The 14,678-nt window shown below is 40.2% G+C and carries 13 protein-coding genes and 1 pseudogene; 3 read left to right on the forward strand and 11 right to left on the reverse strand.

The window, feature by feature from the left end:
* Nucleotides 1–32 precede the first annotated feature (32 nt).
* Both mutS and argR read right to left on the reverse strand, forming a co-directional pair.
* A complete protein-coding gene (gene mutS, locus JJN14_RS09365) occupies nucleotides 33–2,567 on the reverse strand; it encodes a DNA mismatch repair protein MutS (RefSeq protein WP_201058510.1) in 2,535 nt (844 codons plus the stop codon).
* A 50-nt stretch (nucleotides 2,568–2,617) separates the two neighbouring features.
* On the reverse strand, nucleotides 2,618–3,064 hold the full coding sequence (gene argR / locus JJN14_RS09370) for an arginine repressor (RefSeq protein ID WP_001231476.1): 447 nt from the start codon (nucleotides 3,062–3,064) through the stop codon (nucleotides 2,618–2,620).
* A gap of 135 nt (nucleotides 3,065–3,199) precedes the next feature.
* Here argR and argS point away from each other — a divergent pair, with 135 nt between their 5' ends.
* Complete coding sequence (argS, locus tag JJN14_RS09375) at nucleotides 3,200–4,891, forward strand: arginine--tRNA ligase (protein ID WP_201058511.1); 1,692 nt, start codon at nucleotides 3,200–3,202, stop codon at nucleotides 4,889–4,891.
* 569 nt (nucleotides 4,892–5,460) lie between these two features.
* On the forward strand, nucleotides 5,461–5,706 hold the full coding sequence (locus JJN14_RS09380) for a hypothetical protein (RefSeq protein ID WP_042751768.1): 246 nt from the start codon (nucleotides 5,461–5,463) through the stop codon (nucleotides 5,704–5,706).
* 166 nt (nucleotides 5,707–5,872) lie between these two features.
* On the opposite strand, the gene nrdI is transcribed toward JJN14_RS09380, so the two are convergent.
* The 5 genes from nrdI to JJN14_RS09405 form a co-directional block, all read right to left on the reverse strand.
* Nucleotides 5,873–6,337 carry a class Ib ribonucleoside-diphosphate reductase assembly flavoprotein NrdI gene (nrdI, locus tag JJN14_RS09385; protein WP_020901834.1) on the reverse strand — a complete coding sequence of 155 codons (465 nt, stop codon included), beginning with the start codon at nucleotides 6,335–6,337 and terminating at the stop codon, nucleotides 5,873–5,875.
* A 73-nt stretch (nucleotides 6,338–6,410) separates the two neighbouring features.
* A complete protein-coding gene (locus JJN14_RS09390) occupies nucleotides 6,411–6,944 on the reverse strand; it encodes a hypothetical protein (protein WP_049487383.1) in 534 nt (177 codons plus the stop codon).
* Nucleotides 6,945–7,004: 60 nt separating this feature from the next.
* Nucleotides 7,005–8,291, reverse strand: coding sequence for a response regulator transcription factor (locus JJN14_RS09395; RefSeq protein WP_201058512.1), 1,287 nt, complete (start codon nucleotides 8,289–8,291; stop codon nucleotides 7,005–7,007).
* 11 nt (nucleotides 8,292–8,302) lie between these two features.
* Nucleotides 8,303–9,973, reverse strand: coding sequence for a sensor histidine kinase (locus tag JJN14_RS09400; RefSeq protein ID WP_322107886.1), 1,671 nt, complete (start codon nucleotides 9,971–9,973; stop codon nucleotides 8,303–8,305).
* Nucleotides 9,951–10,565, reverse strand: a complete 615-nt coding sequence (locus JJN14_RS09405) for a YesL family protein (RefSeq protein WP_000532348.1) — start codon at nucleotides 10,563–10,565, stop codon at nucleotides 9,951–9,953. Before JJN14_RS09405 ends, JJN14_RS09400 begins: the two co-directional genes overlap by 23 nt.
* Before the next feature lie 134 nt (nucleotides 10,566–10,699).
* On the opposite strand from JJN14_RS09405, the gene JJN14_RS09410 reads away from it, so the two are divergent.
* Entirely contained in the window at nucleotides 10,700–11,269 is a 570-nt protein-coding gene (locus JJN14_RS09410) for an MptD family putative ECF transporter S component (protein WP_201058513.1), read from the forward strand.
* 29 nt (nucleotides 11,270–11,298) lie between these two features.
* Here JJN14_RS09410 and JJN14_RS09415 read toward each other — a convergent pair.
* The 4 genes and pseudogenes from JJN14_RS09415 to JJN14_RS09430 all read right to left on the reverse strand — a co-directional run.
* Nucleotides 11,299–11,538 (reverse strand): annotated as a pseudogene (locus JJN14_RS09415) (ABC transporter permease); the annotation flags it as partial.
* 16 nt (nucleotides 11,539–11,554) lie between these two features.
* Nucleotides 11,555–12,799: a transporter gene (locus JJN14_RS09420; RefSeq protein ID WP_201058514.1), complete on the reverse strand. Its 1,245-nt coding sequence runs from the start codon at nucleotides 12,797–12,799 to the stop codon at nucleotides 11,555–11,557.
* Between the two features lie 184 nt (nucleotides 12,800–12,983).
* A complete protein-coding gene (locus JJN14_RS09425) occupies nucleotides 12,984–13,763 on the reverse strand; it encodes an Rgg/GadR/MutR family transcriptional regulator (protein ID WP_236253693.1) in 780 nt (259 codons plus the stop codon).
* 221 nt (nucleotides 13,764–13,984) lie between these two features.
* Nucleotides 13,985–14,677 carry a methionine ABC transporter permease gene (locus JJN14_RS09430; RefSeq protein WP_125386326.1) on the reverse strand — a complete coding sequence of 231 codons (693 nt, stop codon included), beginning with the start codon at nucleotides 14,675–14,677 and terminating at the stop codon, nucleotides 13,985–13,987.
* Nucleotide 14,678 lies beyond the last annotated feature (1 nt).

Raw genomic sequence — 14,678 nt, forward strand, 5'->3', positions numbered from 1 at the left:
TCCCACTCACAAATGCATGAGTGGGATTATTTTTATAGTTTTTGTTTTAACTCAACCAAGACATTCATAGCCTGCATAGGTGTCATATTGTAAACATCCAGTTTAGACAATTCTGCTAGGACAGGATGCTCTTCTGCCGTATCAAAGAGTGAAATCTGTTCAGTGACAGCACTTGTTTGCCTCATTGGAGCAGGACTTTCTGTCCCCTGACTCTCCAGTTGGGTCAAAATCTTATCCGCCCTTGTTAAAAGGTCTGCTGGCAAACCAGCAATCTTGGCAACATGGATACCATAGGACTTATCAGCTGGACCTGGTTCAATCTTGTGAAGGAAGGTAACCTGCCCATCCTGCTCCAAGGTTGCCACGTGGACATTGACCAAGTGTTCCAAGCTAGACTCTAGACTGGTCAACTCATGGTAGTGGGTCGCAAAGAGAGTCTTGGCTCCGATATGCTCATGGATGTATTCAATAATGGACTGTGCAATAGCCATCCCGTCATAAGTAGCAGTTCCCCGACCTAACTCATCAAAGAGAATCAAAGAATTCTTAGTCGCATGCGAAATGGCATTGTTGGCCTCCATCATCTCCACCATAAAGGTTGACTGACCTGAAACCAAATCATCGGCTGCTCCGATACGGGTAAAAATCGCATCAAAAATCGGCAAATGGGCGCTTTCTGCTGGCACATAAGAACCCAGCTGGGCCATCACCGCCGTCATGGCTAACTGACGCATGTAGGTTGACTTCCCACTCATGTTTGGCCCTGTAATCAGTTGAATACTGCTATCTTCTGCCATCTGAATCGTATTTGGAATATAGGTCTGAGCCCCCATAACCTTTTCAACGACAGCATGGCGCCCTTTCTGGATATCGATCTGCGAATCGTCTCCGAACTCTGGTCGAATCAAATGCTGGGTTTCAGCTACAACTGCCAAGCTTTGTAAGACATCAACTGTCGCAATCCCTTGAGCTAGAGCCTGCAAACGCTGAATGTACTTGCTGACTTCCTCACGGATACGCATAAAGATTTCATACTCTAGGTTGGCTGACTTCTCACGCGCCTCCAGCATATCTCCCTCGATACGCGCTAATTCCTCAGTTCCAAAACGTTCCGAGTTTTTCAGCGTTGCCTTGCGGAAAAAGTGAGCTGGCACATTTCCCAGTTGTGAATTGGTTACATGGAAATAGTAGCCATCCTTTTTATTGTAGTCAATCTTAAGCGTGCTGATACCAGAGTTTTCGCGTTCCTTAGCCTCAATCTCAGCAATCCAACCAGTCCCTTCTCTGAGCACACGACGGTACTTGTCTAAGGTTTCATCAAATCCAGTGCGGATAATGCCACCTTCCGTAATCACATGAGGAGCTTCAGGAGCAATCGCTGCGCTAATCAAACTCTCCAACTCAGGGATTCCATCTAATTGTTCGATAAGATAAGCCAGAGCAGGTTGCTCCATCCCTTCTAAAATCGCACGAATCCGTGGCACACTGGACAAGGTGGTCGCCAACTGCAAGAGATCCTTGGGATTGGTTTTGCCAAAAGAAACCCGACTAGCCAAGCGTTCGATATCATAAACTCCCTTGAGACTGTCTGTCAAATCACTACGCTCAAAGAAATGGTCGAGAAAGACCTGCACCACTTCTTGGCGTTGGACGATTCGTTCCTTATCAATCAAAGGACGATGAATCCAAGAACGCAAGAGCCGCATACCCATAGCTGTTTTGGTTTCATCCAAAAGCCAGAAAAGACTGCCTTGCTTCTTGCCTGACCGAGCATTCTCAACCAGATCCAGACTAGCCTTGGTCGCATAATCCATCTGCAAGTAATCTTTGATTTCATAGCGGATAACAGGCTTGAGGTGGTTCAATTCCCTCATCTGGGTTCGATGGACATACTGGAGGAGCTTACTAGAGGCCGCTTGCTCCACAGTTGCCAATCGTGAATCCAGTAAATGAAGGTCCTCAAAGCCTTCTTTTTCATAGGAAAGCACCAGATTCATCTGACGACTGAGAATTTGTTCCTCTTCCTCAGACAAGTCATAACCCAGCACCACTTCTCGAGCCTTGAGATTGCGGATTTCCCCACAAACAAGCGTAAAATCCAAAAGACCTGTCACATAAAAGTCACCCGTCACCAGGTCCATATAAGCTAGGCCGAATTGATTGCCTTCGCGGTCTATGGCAACCAAAAAATTATTCTGACTATCCGGCTTACTGCTATCGACTACTGTCCCTGGCGTAATAACCTGAACAACCTCTCGTTTTACAACCCCAACTGCTTGTTTAGGATCTTCCATCTGTTCAGCAATGGCTACCTTATAGCCCTGCTCAATCAAGACATCGATGTACTGTTGGGCAGAATGATAAGGAACCCCCGCCATAGGAATCGGGTTATCCGCATTCTTGTTGCGACTCGTTAAGGAAATTTCCAGAATCTGCGCAGCATTGACCGCATCCTCATAAAACAATTCATAAAAATCACCCATCCGAAAGAGCAAAAAAGCATCTGGATATTGCTTTTTAATATCCACATACTGTTGCATGCCGGGTGATAGCTTTTCTGTCGCCATTTTCCGTCTCTCCTTGTCAAAAATAAGTCTTGAGAGCAACTCCCAAGACCTTACTTATCTTTCATCAAATCTAGCAAACGATCTTCCATGAGTTTGGCAACGTGCTGATCTCGACAAATGACCAATAAGGTATTGGCACCAGCAACTGTTCCTAAAATCCATTCATCCTTGTTTGCATCTACAATATTTGCCAAAACAGAGGCTTCTCCCAATTTGGTATGAAGCACCAAGGTAAACTCTGCTCTTGCAACACCTTCTAAATGATGAGACAAAAACTCAACCAAATCAATCTTTTCTGTCTCATTTGCTAGTACATAATACACCATATCATTTTTCTTGACCTTGGTCAAGCCGATTTCGCGCAAATCACGAGACAGGGTTGTCTGCGTTACAAAAACATTGTGCGCCTCCAACCGATCTTGAATTTCTTTTTGTGTACTTAATTTCTCCTCAGTAATCATTTTTTTTATTAACTGATGACGATCTCTTTTTCTCATAAAATCCTCTTATATGCATATTTATAACTAATTTTATAACTATATTATACCAAAAAAATAGGAGATTTCAAAAATTTTTTCTTCTTTCTTTAAAATTGTGATAAAATAGTAGAAAAGTCCAAAAAGGAGCTCTTAATGAATACAAAAGAATTGATTGCTAGCGAGTTGGCTAGCGTCATTGATAGCCTAGACCAAGAGGCTATTTTAAATTTACTGGAAACCCCTAAAAACTCAGAAATGGGAGACATCGCTTTCCCTGCTTTTTCTCTTGCAAAAGTCGAACGTAAAGCACCTCAAATGATTGCGGCTGAACTGGCTGAAAAAATTAACAGCCAAGCCTTTGAAAAAGTTGTTGCAACAGGACCTTACGTCAACTTTTTCCTTGATAAAAATGCCATTTCTGCTCAAGTATTGCAAACTGTTATCACTCAAAAAGAACACTATGCTGACCAAACTATTGGCAAACAAGAAAATGTTGTTATCGACATGTCTAGTCCCAATATCGCTAAACCATTTTCTATTGGTCACCTACGCTCGACTGTTATCGGAGATAGCTTATCACATATTTTCCAAAAAATCGGTTATCAAACGGTCAAAGTCAACCATTTGGGAGACTGGGGTAAACAGTTTGGGATGTTGATTGTTGCCTATAAAAAATGGGGTGACGAGGAAGCTGTAAAGGCTCATCCAATTGATGAACTTCTTAAACTCTATGTCCGTATCAACGCTGAAGCTGAAAATGACCCTAGCTTGGATGAAGAAGCACGCGAATGGTTCCGTAAACTTGAAAATGGAGACGAGGAAGCTCTCGCTCTTTGGCAATGGTTCCGTGATGAAAGTTTAGTGGAATTTAACCGCCTTTACAATGAACTGAAGGTTGAATTTGACAGCTACAACGGAGAAGCCTTCTACAACGATAAGATGGATGCAGTTGTAGACATTCTTTCTGAAAAAGGACTACTTGTTGAATCAGAAGGTGCCCAAGTTGTGAATCTTGAGAAATATGGAATTGAACATCCAGCCCTTATCAAGAAATCTGATGGTGCAACTCTCTATATCACACGTGACTTGGCTGCAGCCCTTTACCGTAAAAACGAATACCAATTCGCCAAATCTATCTACGTCGTTGGTCAAGAGCAATCCGCCCACTTTAAACAACTCAAGGCTGTCTTACAAGAGATGGGCTACGACTGGAGTGACGACATCACTCACGTTCCTTTTGGTTTGGTTACAAAAGAAGGGAAAAAACTTTCTACTCGTAAAGGAAATGTTATCTTGCTAGAGCCTACAGTTGCAGAGGCTGTTAGTCGCGCTAAGGCCCAAATCGAAGCTAAAAATCCTGAACTTGAAAATAAAAACCAAGTAGCACATGCTGTTGGAGTTGGAGCCATTAAATTCTATGACCTCAAGACCGACCGTACAAATGGATACGACTTCGACTTAGAGGCTATGGTATCCTTCGAGGGTGAAACTGGACCTTACGTTCAATACGCTTACGCTCGTATCCAATCTATCTTGCGCAAAGCAGACTTCAAACCAGAAACAACTGGCAACTATAGCTTGAATGATGCTGAAAGCTGGGAAATCATCAAACTCATCCAAGACTTCCCACGTATTATCAACCGTGCTGCGGATAACTTTGAGCCTTCTATCATTGCTAAATTTGCAATTAGCCTGGCTCAAGCCTTTAACAAATACTATGCACATACGCGCATCTTGGATGAAAGCTCAGAACGCGACAGCCGTCTAGCCCTTAGCTATGCAACAGCAGTCGTTCTCAAAGAAGCCCTTCGCTTGCTTGGAGTAGAAGCGCCAGAGAAGATGTAAATCGCCAAAGTTACTTGATTGCGGAGCAATCTAAGTAACTAACGCCAAATCCTATTCGGACTTTGGCTAGGCGCTTCACTAGTTTTAGGACATAAATATGATCGATTTATGTCCTAAAACGTCGTAACCTTAAAGTTATTGGAACTAAAGCTCCTAATTGCTAGACGCTTATATGCGGACTAGCTAACTGCTTCACTAATTCACCTAACCAAATAATATCGATTTGGTTAGGCTCATGTCGTAATCTTTTAATCACTTTATTGTAAAGTAGTCTAAGTAACGAATGCCAAATCCTATCAGGTATTTGGCTAGGTGCTTCACTAGTTTTAAGACATAAATATGATCGATTTATGTCCTAAAACGTCGTAATCTTAAATTTATTGGAACTAAAGTTCCTAATTGTTAAACGCTAGCCGCTTATATGCGGACTAGCTAACTGCTTCACTAGTCATAGCCCCTAAATATAATCGATTTAGGAGCCATGACGTCGTAACTATGGTGATTTGGTTAGGCGCCTCACTAATTCAATCTACTCACTACTACTTCTTTATCATACAGGGAGATATCCTATGAGCCAATATGCTTATATCCTCGTTGTGATTAGCTTGGTTTTCCTTTTTCTGCTTAATAAGTACGAGAAGGAGAGACTGCAAAAACTCTACCAAGAACAACTTTTAAAGGATGAAACATTTAGGTCTGACATCAAAGAGAAAATTCACACGACTGAAAACATCAATGATGTCATTGCTTACATCAATAAAACTTATCATCTAGGAATGTTGCTATCAAAAGACATTACAGATCAATTGAAATAATCAAAAACCGAGAAGAAAGCTTCTCGGTTTTTTTAGGGCATAATTTTTATCTTCCAACTATAGCAAATAACATTTATATTAAAAATTTTGTAGGTAATTTTCATCTCTGCTATAGAGGGGGATATAATAAGTTCTTTCTTCTAATGATTGAAAGATTGGTTTCAGCTTAACTTTCCAATTCATACAAATCTGCGATAATAGCTGCGACACGTTTGATATCTCCCAGCATACCTCGCATTTCAAAATCAGCCAATACAGGGAAGCCAAAACGTTGACTATATTGCTTGGCTGTCAGGCAGTATTGGTTATTAAAGTTACGATTTCCTGAACCAACCACACCAAAACACTTACTAGCATTGTCACCATAGGCGATAAAATCTCCCACTGGTGTCGTCAAAATCTCGACATCTCCGTTATCCACGCCATTCCCACCTTCTAGGTAAGTCGGCAAAAAAGCAACATAGGGATGGTCCATTTCATAGAAATCTTGGCCTTCTTTGACCAAATCCTTGATATGAATCTTTTGAACCTCAATTCCCTCGTACTGGGACAAGAGATAGTCTTTCAAGCGCGTCACAAAACTCTCCGTATTTCCGCTCAGACTGATGTAGACCAAGGAAACTTTTTTCATGTTCTCCTCCTTTTTTTAAATCATAAAAAATAACTACCAAGATTGTATCTTGATAGTTATGCTTTGTCAACTCTTAGGCAAGTTCTTCCTCTTCTTGAGTTTCTGTCAATTCTTTTTGCTGACGCCACATTTTATAGAAGACAATTGCTAGGAAGATAACATTGAGTACGATCCCAAAAATAGCAGAACCTTTGGCACCAAGCTCCGCTCCCATACGGATGTTAGGGTCTGTAAAAAGTAAAACCGCATCCTGAACGCCGATAAAGTTGTAGATAGAACCAACGATGGCAACGAAGACATAAGCAAGATAAGTGTAGTTAGCCAATTGGATGTTTTTACGAACAAGGAAAACCAAAGACACAACCACCAGAATAACAGATAAAACAACCAAGAGAATGTTGAAGATAGAATGACCATGCTCCGATACCTTAATGGTGTAAGCAACGAGCTCCTTAGCATAAGTAGCATTAACACCTGATGCTGATGTTTCTAGATTGTTCATACCCTCCGCAGTAGGTACTGGAGATATGATTCCAAATAGTGACATTGCTGAGAGTAAGGCTGAAAAAATCAGTAATACCCATAGATAGATTGGTTTCTTTTTCATAATAGAACCTCCTGATATTATTATCGATATTATAGCACTTTTTGTAAAGGGATACAAATATTATAGTGTGGTTTCCACCTGTTTTCGGTAGGCTTTTGGCGATTTTCCGCACAATTTTCGGAACACTTTATAGAAATATCCAACATTACTGTAACCAACAGCATAACAAATATCTTCAATACTGTCACTAGTTGAAAGCAAGAGCTGCTGGGCAGCCTTAATGCGTTGTTTATTTAGTAACTCTGCGAAGGTCGAATTGGTTTCACGCTTAATCAACTGTCCCAGATAAACAGGATTGATAAAGAGATCCTTACTGATATCCTTGAGAGAAAGTTCTTTCTGATAATCACGCCCAATGACTTCTAGCACACTAACCACATTTTCATTCATCCGATATTGTCCAAAGAATCGAGTCAGAGTTTCCTTGATATAAGGAACCAATTCATCGAAGGTTTGAATAGCATGAATCGTTTTGACAATATCCGTCAAATCATCAGCCTTGAGATGTTCAAATAAATGAAAGACATCCATAACAAACTGGATAAAAAGCTGTTTGGTAATCGGAACACGCGGTGTATTTTCAAGAACCACCTTCTCCAAGAGATTTAACTCTTCTACGATTTGATTGAGATTTCCCTGAATGATAACCCTATAAATCGGTTCGTAATAGGCAAAGAGACTCTCAGACTGTTTTAGATTTACAGAACCGTAAAAGAGGGCTTTCTCAGCATTCAGCTTCCAGCGTTCAAAGTGTTCTTGATAAGGGGCTTCAAAGGGTGTAACGACTAAACCATCTAGGGGTTGGTCAGAAATGAAAATCTGCCAGTCTTGACCCAAGACATAGTAGGGAATGGTGAAGGAACCTTGTTTTTCCTTGGATAGGCCTATCCACCAATTCTCCTTATCCCCTAAATAACTAACAAATCCAGCCTCATCTAAATCTTGACTGAGGGTCTGACTTTTCTTTCCTCTCTCGCCAAGCTGATCTGCAATCTTTTCCAGCAGATTTCCCAGCTCTACCTTATCAACAGGTTTGACCAGATAGTCCACCACACTAAGGTTCATTGCTCTTTTTACATAATCAAACTCCTGATAACCTGAGAGCAGGATATAGGCAGCATCTGGTAAGATTTCTTTCATCTCCCGAATCATATCAAGCCCTGTTTTGTCGGGCATATTGACATCGGAAATGATCACATCTACTGGATTTTCCTGCACATATTCTAGGGCTTCATCGGCATGACTGGCTGTTGCGACGACCTCCATATCCCACTTATCAAAGGGAATCAAACGCTTCAGACCTTCTGCCACCATGTACTCATCATCTACTAATAATACTTTATACATTTTCTCCCTTTCTACTCATCTTGAATTGTAATACGATACTGAACACCTGCTTGTTCTGCAGACTCTATAGTAATGGCATAGCGATCCCCAAAATAGAGCACAAAACGCTCATGGACATTGACAATCCCGATAGACTGCTTTTGTTCACTATAACTGGCTTGGTGTTCAAAATGTCTCTGCCTTAACTTTTCTCGGATATCGACCAGCTTTTCAGTCGACATTCCACGGCCATTATCTACCACCAAAATTTCTACAAAACCAGCCTGTTTAAGCGCCTTGATGCTAATCACATTATCTGTCCGTCTGTGGTCAACACCATGCGCGAAATAATTTTCTACTAGCGGTTGCAAGGTAAACTTGGGAATCTTCATATTCTCTAACTCTGGATCTATCTTGAAACCATAGGCAATGGACTTGGGATAGCGAACCATGCAGAGATAGCTGTATTTACGGCAAAATTCTAATTCCTGTTTGAGGAGTGTTTCTCTTTCGTCGGAAATATTGTTACGCAACAGGCTACTGAACTCATAAATGATATCTGCCAACTCATCTTGACTTTGCATAACTGCATACATGCGCAAGAACTCCAGAGTATTGTACATGAAGTGAGGGTTGATTTGCGCCTGCAAGGCCCGCATATTGGCATCTTTTTGACTAAGCTCTAACTGATAAATATCATGTATATTCTTTTCTAATCGATCCAACATATCATTGGTCGTCTCCGCGATTAGGAGCAATTCCTGATCCTTTTCAAGCGTATCAATGCGAAGACCTTCTTGTCCTTGGGCAATAGCATGGATGGAATCCACCAAATCCACTACCTGCTTTTGATAATTGGCAAAGGTCTGCCTCAAAGTCAGATAGAGAATGACAATAAAGAGAAGACTCAAGCCCACAATCAAAGCAGAGCTGGCAACTGTTCCTTGTAATACAAAGTTTTTAGGAACTGCCACCTGAACCTGATATCCATGAGAAGTCATACCAACAAACCAGTTCTCATGCTCCCTATTGACCCTCTCACCAATATGAAAAATCTCCGTATCAAAAGGCGATGTCACAGTCACAGCCATCGGGATATGACCTCGAGTATTGTCAATGGCATGATATAAAACTTCTGGATCCAAGGAGATGTATATCACTCCTATAGATTGATCCGTTGCCGGGTCTAGAACAGGTATCCCAAAGCTATTGGCCTCCGGTTTAAAAGCCTCAGCAGGCAAGACATGCCCACTTCTTTTATCCCTTGTTGACACGTAAACATCTTTGAAATCCTGTAAGACGATTGCAACACCCGTTATATAGTCATTTTGTACATAAAGATCATCGATATTTTCATACAGCGAAATAGAAATTGAAGAAGCCGCTTGATGCTCCAACAGCCAATAAAAATACTCAGATGTTGATAGACTAAAGTACTTATAAACCCCTTGTATACGGTCTTGATTGGCTACTAAATCTTGCGCCAGTTGGGCTGACTCCCGATAATAATACTCCACCTCATCGACTGTTCGAGTGGTTACACGCTGGGCCACTCTTTGAGCTTCCTTTTCCCGTGAATCCCAATCAGCGTATGAGAGTAAGATTGCAAAACTTGCAATAATAATGATCATAACTGAACTGTAGGTTCGCAGAAGCGTATGTAGCCAAAACTGCTTCATTCTATTTTGTCGCCAATTTTTCATGGATACTTTCATAGACCGGTTCCAACATATCACTGATAAAGAAATGCCACATCCCAATTCCTACAAAGAAGAGAAGAGCAGGCATATAGTAACCAATTGCCACAAGTAGCACAGTTCCAAGAAGAACCTTAGCCACAGCTGCTAGACTCATAAAGATGCCAATCAAGGATAGTTTGAGACTATTTCGATAGGACAAGTCAAAATAAACTTGTAATTTCAAAGATACTGTATAAGCCAAAAAGATCAGGGCAACTACTAGGACATTCAAAAAGGTCGCAATCAAATGAATAATAGTCTGATGAGGCAATTGCACCAAGAGATACAGGCCATAGACCAAAACCAAATCCACTCCTAAAAAGCTATAGAAAATCAGGTTGCTTGAGACGAAATTTTGCTTATAAAGAGACCACGCCTCCTTCAAACTGTATTCCCGAAAGCTATAACCATGTTCTGCATATAGGCTCATCAAGGTGGCACTAGCCGGCGCTAGACCAAGGATAATCCCTCCTGCTAAAGTTAATAGCCAAAAGAAGGCTGTCGCAATCATCCCTAAAAAGAAACGATTAAAGACAAAGTCTAAAAATCTCCCCATGATATCCTCCTAAAAATAACTATGAAACTATTATATCATATTTCAAGCGTTTTCAAAAACATAGACTATCCATTTACAATCCCACCAAACCATGGTAAAATGAGAATTGTGAAAAAATTATCAGGAGACAATTCATGAAGAAATCTATCTTAACTACACTGCTTTTTGCAGTTCTTTACTTCCTCTCCATGGGGATTGGTGTCCTTTTGGGCAATTTCTTTGACCAAGCTGGAAACATGTTTTATGCGCCTGCCTTTACTGCCCTTGTCGGCGGTAGCGTCTATATGATCCTAGTCGCAAAAGTTCCGCGCTTTGGAGCCATTACCACTATCGGCCTTGTCATCGCCCTCTTTTTCTTGGGAACTAAACACGGTGCCGGTGCCTTCCTTCCTGGAATTATCTGTGGCCTGCTAGCAGATGCAGTAGCTAACCTCGGAAAATACAAGGACCAAACTAAGAATTTCCTTTCTTTCATACTCTTTGCCTTTAGCACATCAGGACCAATTCTAATCATGTGGATTGCACCCAAAGCCTATATGGCTACCCTCCTAGCAAGAGGAAAATCCCAAGAATATATCGACCGTATCATGGTTGCGCCAAACCCTGGAACCATCCTTCTATTTATCGCAAGTATTGTCATCGGAGCCCTAGTGGGTGCCTTGATTGGACAAGCATTGAGTAAAAAATTGGCACAGAAAATCTGATTACTAAAAAAGAGCCACACGGCTCTTTTTTATTTATGGCTCAATTTCTTGGTCAAGAAATCTCCCAAGAATTGGATTGCAAAGATAATCAAAATGATAATGATGGTTGCCAAGATAGTCACATCATGATTGTAGCGGTTAAATCCATAAGCGATGGCCACGTTACCGATACCACCAGCTCCAACCGCACCGGCCATGGCTGTTTCCCCAACAAGGGAAATCAAGGTCACAGTCGTCACACGGATCAAATCTGGAAGACCTTCTAGTAAGCCTGATTTTCCTAGGTTAAAATTTTTTACCCGAAAAACTTCTTTTTTCTAGTGATAAAATCAACCCTATCACACTCACTACCAAAAACACCCACCAACAAAGCCTGATATCTTGTAAAGCTAAGAAGGAAAATACAGATATCCCCAAGGGTAATGTTAGGGAAAAAATCATACTCAAGAGATTATTACTTCTAGCTAATACATCCGCACTCAAATTAGACAATAACAGAGCATCTAATTTAGGCATTGATTTCGACATCAAATACATGACAAAGGCTAAGCAGGCAATACCTACTAGAGGAGAAAAATCTAAAATATTAGCAGTAGCAAGCAAGACAAACAGAATTGCATTGAGTGATAACAAGCTTGAAAAAGACCATTTCCCAAAATAATCATGGGGAGTTAAGCTACCAAGAATAGCTCCTCCCAAGCTAACACATTCAATTAAAAATAGGGCTTGAGCATAACTGAGATGATAGATAGTATGGTCTAATAAGTAAAAGTGATAAATACCTCCAACAGCTCCTCCCAAAGTATTCATTACCAAAATGACAAGGATTATTTTAAGCAATGATTTACTTTCTCTCTGCCTAAAGATATCATCCATGTCCGCATAGATTGCCTTAACTTGTTGAAGTAAACTAATCGACTCATTCTCTACCGTTACAGACAAATACGTCAATTCTCTTCTATTTTTGAACAAAATAAGAGAAGATAGTAAAAAGAAGCCAGCATTCACAATTGCAACAAAAGAAAAATTTTGGTGGCTTGTTGTGAGTAACCACACTCCTAAGGCTTGACCTCCTAGATTTGATAAATAGGAAACAAACTGAGTAAAGGAATAAGCTTCATAGAGCTTATCTTCCGAAATATTATGCTGGATAATCGGCATACGAAGGCCTGCTGTATAATCTGATAAAATATCCGAACAGATATTAACCATACAGATAAAAGCAAACGTTACGAAGTTCTGGTCATGAATCACACTAGCAATCAAAAGAAATAGTAGACTTTGCACACAACCAACCCAGATAATTGTCCCTGCTTTATTCCGAGTATGATCAGCCTTAATCCCAACATAAAAAGTAAATAGGAAAGGTAAAATCGTAATCATGTTAGCCATAAATACTGCTATATTTTTAAAGGGTAGACTCGCAGCATAAACGATAAATACCAGATTATAAATATAAGCTCCACTTGAGCTCAAAAACCTTGATAAGGTAAGTATCCTAAATAAATGGTGGTTTAAGAACAGTTTCATAACAGGCCTTTCTCACATTTCAAAGAGTATTTCATTGAAACCAGTCTAACAAAAAAAGCGGGACTCCCCACTTTTTTGTAATATATTTTTTCTGCAAATAGAAACTCTAGAGCCTAGAAACTACTAATTATCAATCCACCTACAAGCCTATTTATTTTTCGTCAATCGATGTAATGAGAATATATTACAAATCTTCATTTGAGAGCTGATTTGCAAAATAGTTTTCATAATATCTTGCACCATCTACATATTCTAAATCTTGTAAGATTGCAATGCCTCTCTGGATTTTTTCAAGACCCTTATTTTTTACATTAAAAATAGTATCATAATACCCTTTAGCAATCATATAAATGATTTTAAGATAAGCTTGAGATTCTGGCAATTCTCGTTTTTCAATCTGAAAAACAAAATAGTCTGCTTTTAATTTATCCTTTTCCTCTATCGCTTTAAAGAGTCCATTAATTAAAATGGTGTCAATACCAACTTTGTTACTAGGTAAAGAGCCTAATAAATCTGTCTTTTGTAACATCTCCCTAGAATATTTAAAATAGAGGGGCAGAGGAAACAAAGTAGAAATAGTTGAAAATAGTTCTAATTCATAATTTCCCCAGATATCAATAGTAAAAAAATAGTCATAGAGAAAAGTCAGTTCTTCATCCGTTGCCCTTATTTCTGAAGCAAAAAACACAAGAAGGCTTTTGATACGAATCATTTGTAAAAGATAGCTCTTTTCACCACTTAATCTATACTTTTGAGTCGTCTCTTCATACAAGGAGTGTAGAGAATCAATCCCTTCTCTATCATATAGTTCCCAGAGATTTTCTTGAAAAGCCAAAATCTTTTTCTGAGAAAAACCACGTACCAAGTACATAAATTCATTCAAATCAGAGTGGATATTATCTAAGGCAGCAATCAATTTCATAGATGATAAGTCTGCTTCTCCACGCTCAAATTTGCTTAGCATGGAATAAGTAAACTCTCCTCCCGTCGCCTCCTGTAGAGATACATTCCGACTCTTTCTCAATTCTTTAAAAACTTCTCCCAGATTTTGCATATTGACTCCCCACAATTCTTAACTCTCTTACTCTTAAAAGTAACGGTTGATAGCAGCTAGTACAGAGAATTTTAAGTCTTGACTATAACGACAACTCCTATGAATTGATGTACAGATGGCCTAGCTCTTTTTTATTTATGGCTCAATTTCTTAGTCAAGAAATCTCCCAAGAATTGGATTGCAAAGATAATCAAAATGATAACGATGGTTGCCAAGATGGTCACATCGTGATTGTAGCGGTTAAATCCATAAGCAATGGCTACGTTACCAATACCACCTGCTCCAACCGCACCCGCCATGGCTGTTTCACCGACTAGTGAAATCAAGGTTACAGTCGTCACACGGATCAAATCTGGAAGACCTTCGGATAGGTAAACTCCTACGATGTCCCAGAAGGTCGCTCCACTAGCTTGAGCTGCCTCAATGACACCACCATCTAGCTCAGCCAATACCACCTGTACTTGACGGGCAAAGAAGGCAAAGACTGCAAAAGATAGCGGTACGATAGCCGCATTTGGACCAATGCTTGTCCCTACAATTAGATGGGAGAAGGGTGACAAGACTGCCAAGAGAATGATAAATGGTACCGCACGGAAAATAGAGGTAATCTTATCTAAAATCCAGAAAACGACCTTATTTTCCAAGACACCACCTGGCGCTGTCAAAACAAGGAAAAGACCTGCCACTAGCCCCAAGAACCCTCCGATGATGAAAGAAAGAACTGTCATATAGAGGGTTAGATAGATGGCTGTCCCCCAGCCTGCTTGACCAGCCCAGCCCATTTTATAGACATTTGGCAAATAGGTTTGAATCAATGATTCCATC

This window comes from Streptococcus mitis, from assembly GCF_016658865.1.
Lineage (GTDB): Bacteria > Bacillota > Bacilli > Lactobacillales > Streptococcaceae > Streptococcus > Streptococcus mitis_BT.

Excerpts from the sequence above, each read along its gene's own strand:
- argR (WP_001231476.1), bottom strand. The coding sequence starts at position 3,064 with ATGAGAAAAAGAGATCGTCATCAGTTAATAAAAAAAATGATTACTGAG.
- JJN14_RS09400 (WP_322107886.1), bottom strand. The coding sequence starts at position 9,973 with ATGAAAAATTGGCGACAAAATAGAATGAAGCAGTTTTGGCTACATACG.
- JJN14_RS09395 (WP_201058512.1), bottom strand. The coding sequence starts at position 8,291 with ATGTATAAAGTATTATTAGTAGATGATGAGTACATGGTGGCAGAAGGT.
- JJN14_RS09410 (WP_201058513.1), top strand. The coding sequence starts at position 10,700 with ATGAAGAAATCTATCTTAACTACACTGCTTTTTGCAGTTCTTTACTTC.
- argS (WP_201058511.1), top strand. The coding sequence starts at position 3,200 with ATGAATACAAAAGAATTGATTGCTAGCGAGTTGGCTAGCGTCATTGAT.
- JJN14_RS09380 (WP_042751768.1), top strand. The coding sequence starts at position 5,461 with ATGAGCCAATATGCTTATATCCTCGTTGTGATTAGCTTGGTTTTCCTT.
- JJN14_RS09390 (WP_049487383.1), bottom strand. The coding sequence starts at position 6,944 with ATGAAAAAGAAACCAATCTATCTATGGGTATTACTGATTTTTTCAGCC.
- JJN14_RS09420 (WP_201058514.1), bottom strand. The coding sequence starts at position 12,799 with ATGAAACTGTTCTTAAACCACCATTTATTTAGGATACTTACCTTATCA.
- JJN14_RS09430 (WP_125386326.1), bottom strand. The coding sequence starts at position 14,677 with ATGGAATCATTGATTCAAACCTATTTGCCAAATGTCTATAAAATGGGC.
- mutS (WP_201058510.1), bottom strand. The coding sequence starts at position 2,567 with ATGGCGACAGAAAAGCTATCACCCGGCATGCAACAGTATGTGGATATT.
- JJN14_RS09425 (WP_236253693.1), bottom strand. The coding sequence starts at position 13,763 with ATGCTAAGCAAATTTGAGCGTGGAGAAGCAGACTTATCATCTATGAAA.
- JJN14_RS09405 (WP_000532348.1), bottom strand. The coding sequence starts at position 10,565 with ATGGGGAGATTTTTAGACTTTGTCTTTAATCGTTTCTTTTTAGGGATG.
- nrdI (WP_020901834.1), bottom strand. The coding sequence starts at position 6,337 with ATGAAAAAAGTTTCCTTGGTCTACATCAGTCTGAGCGGAAATACGGAG.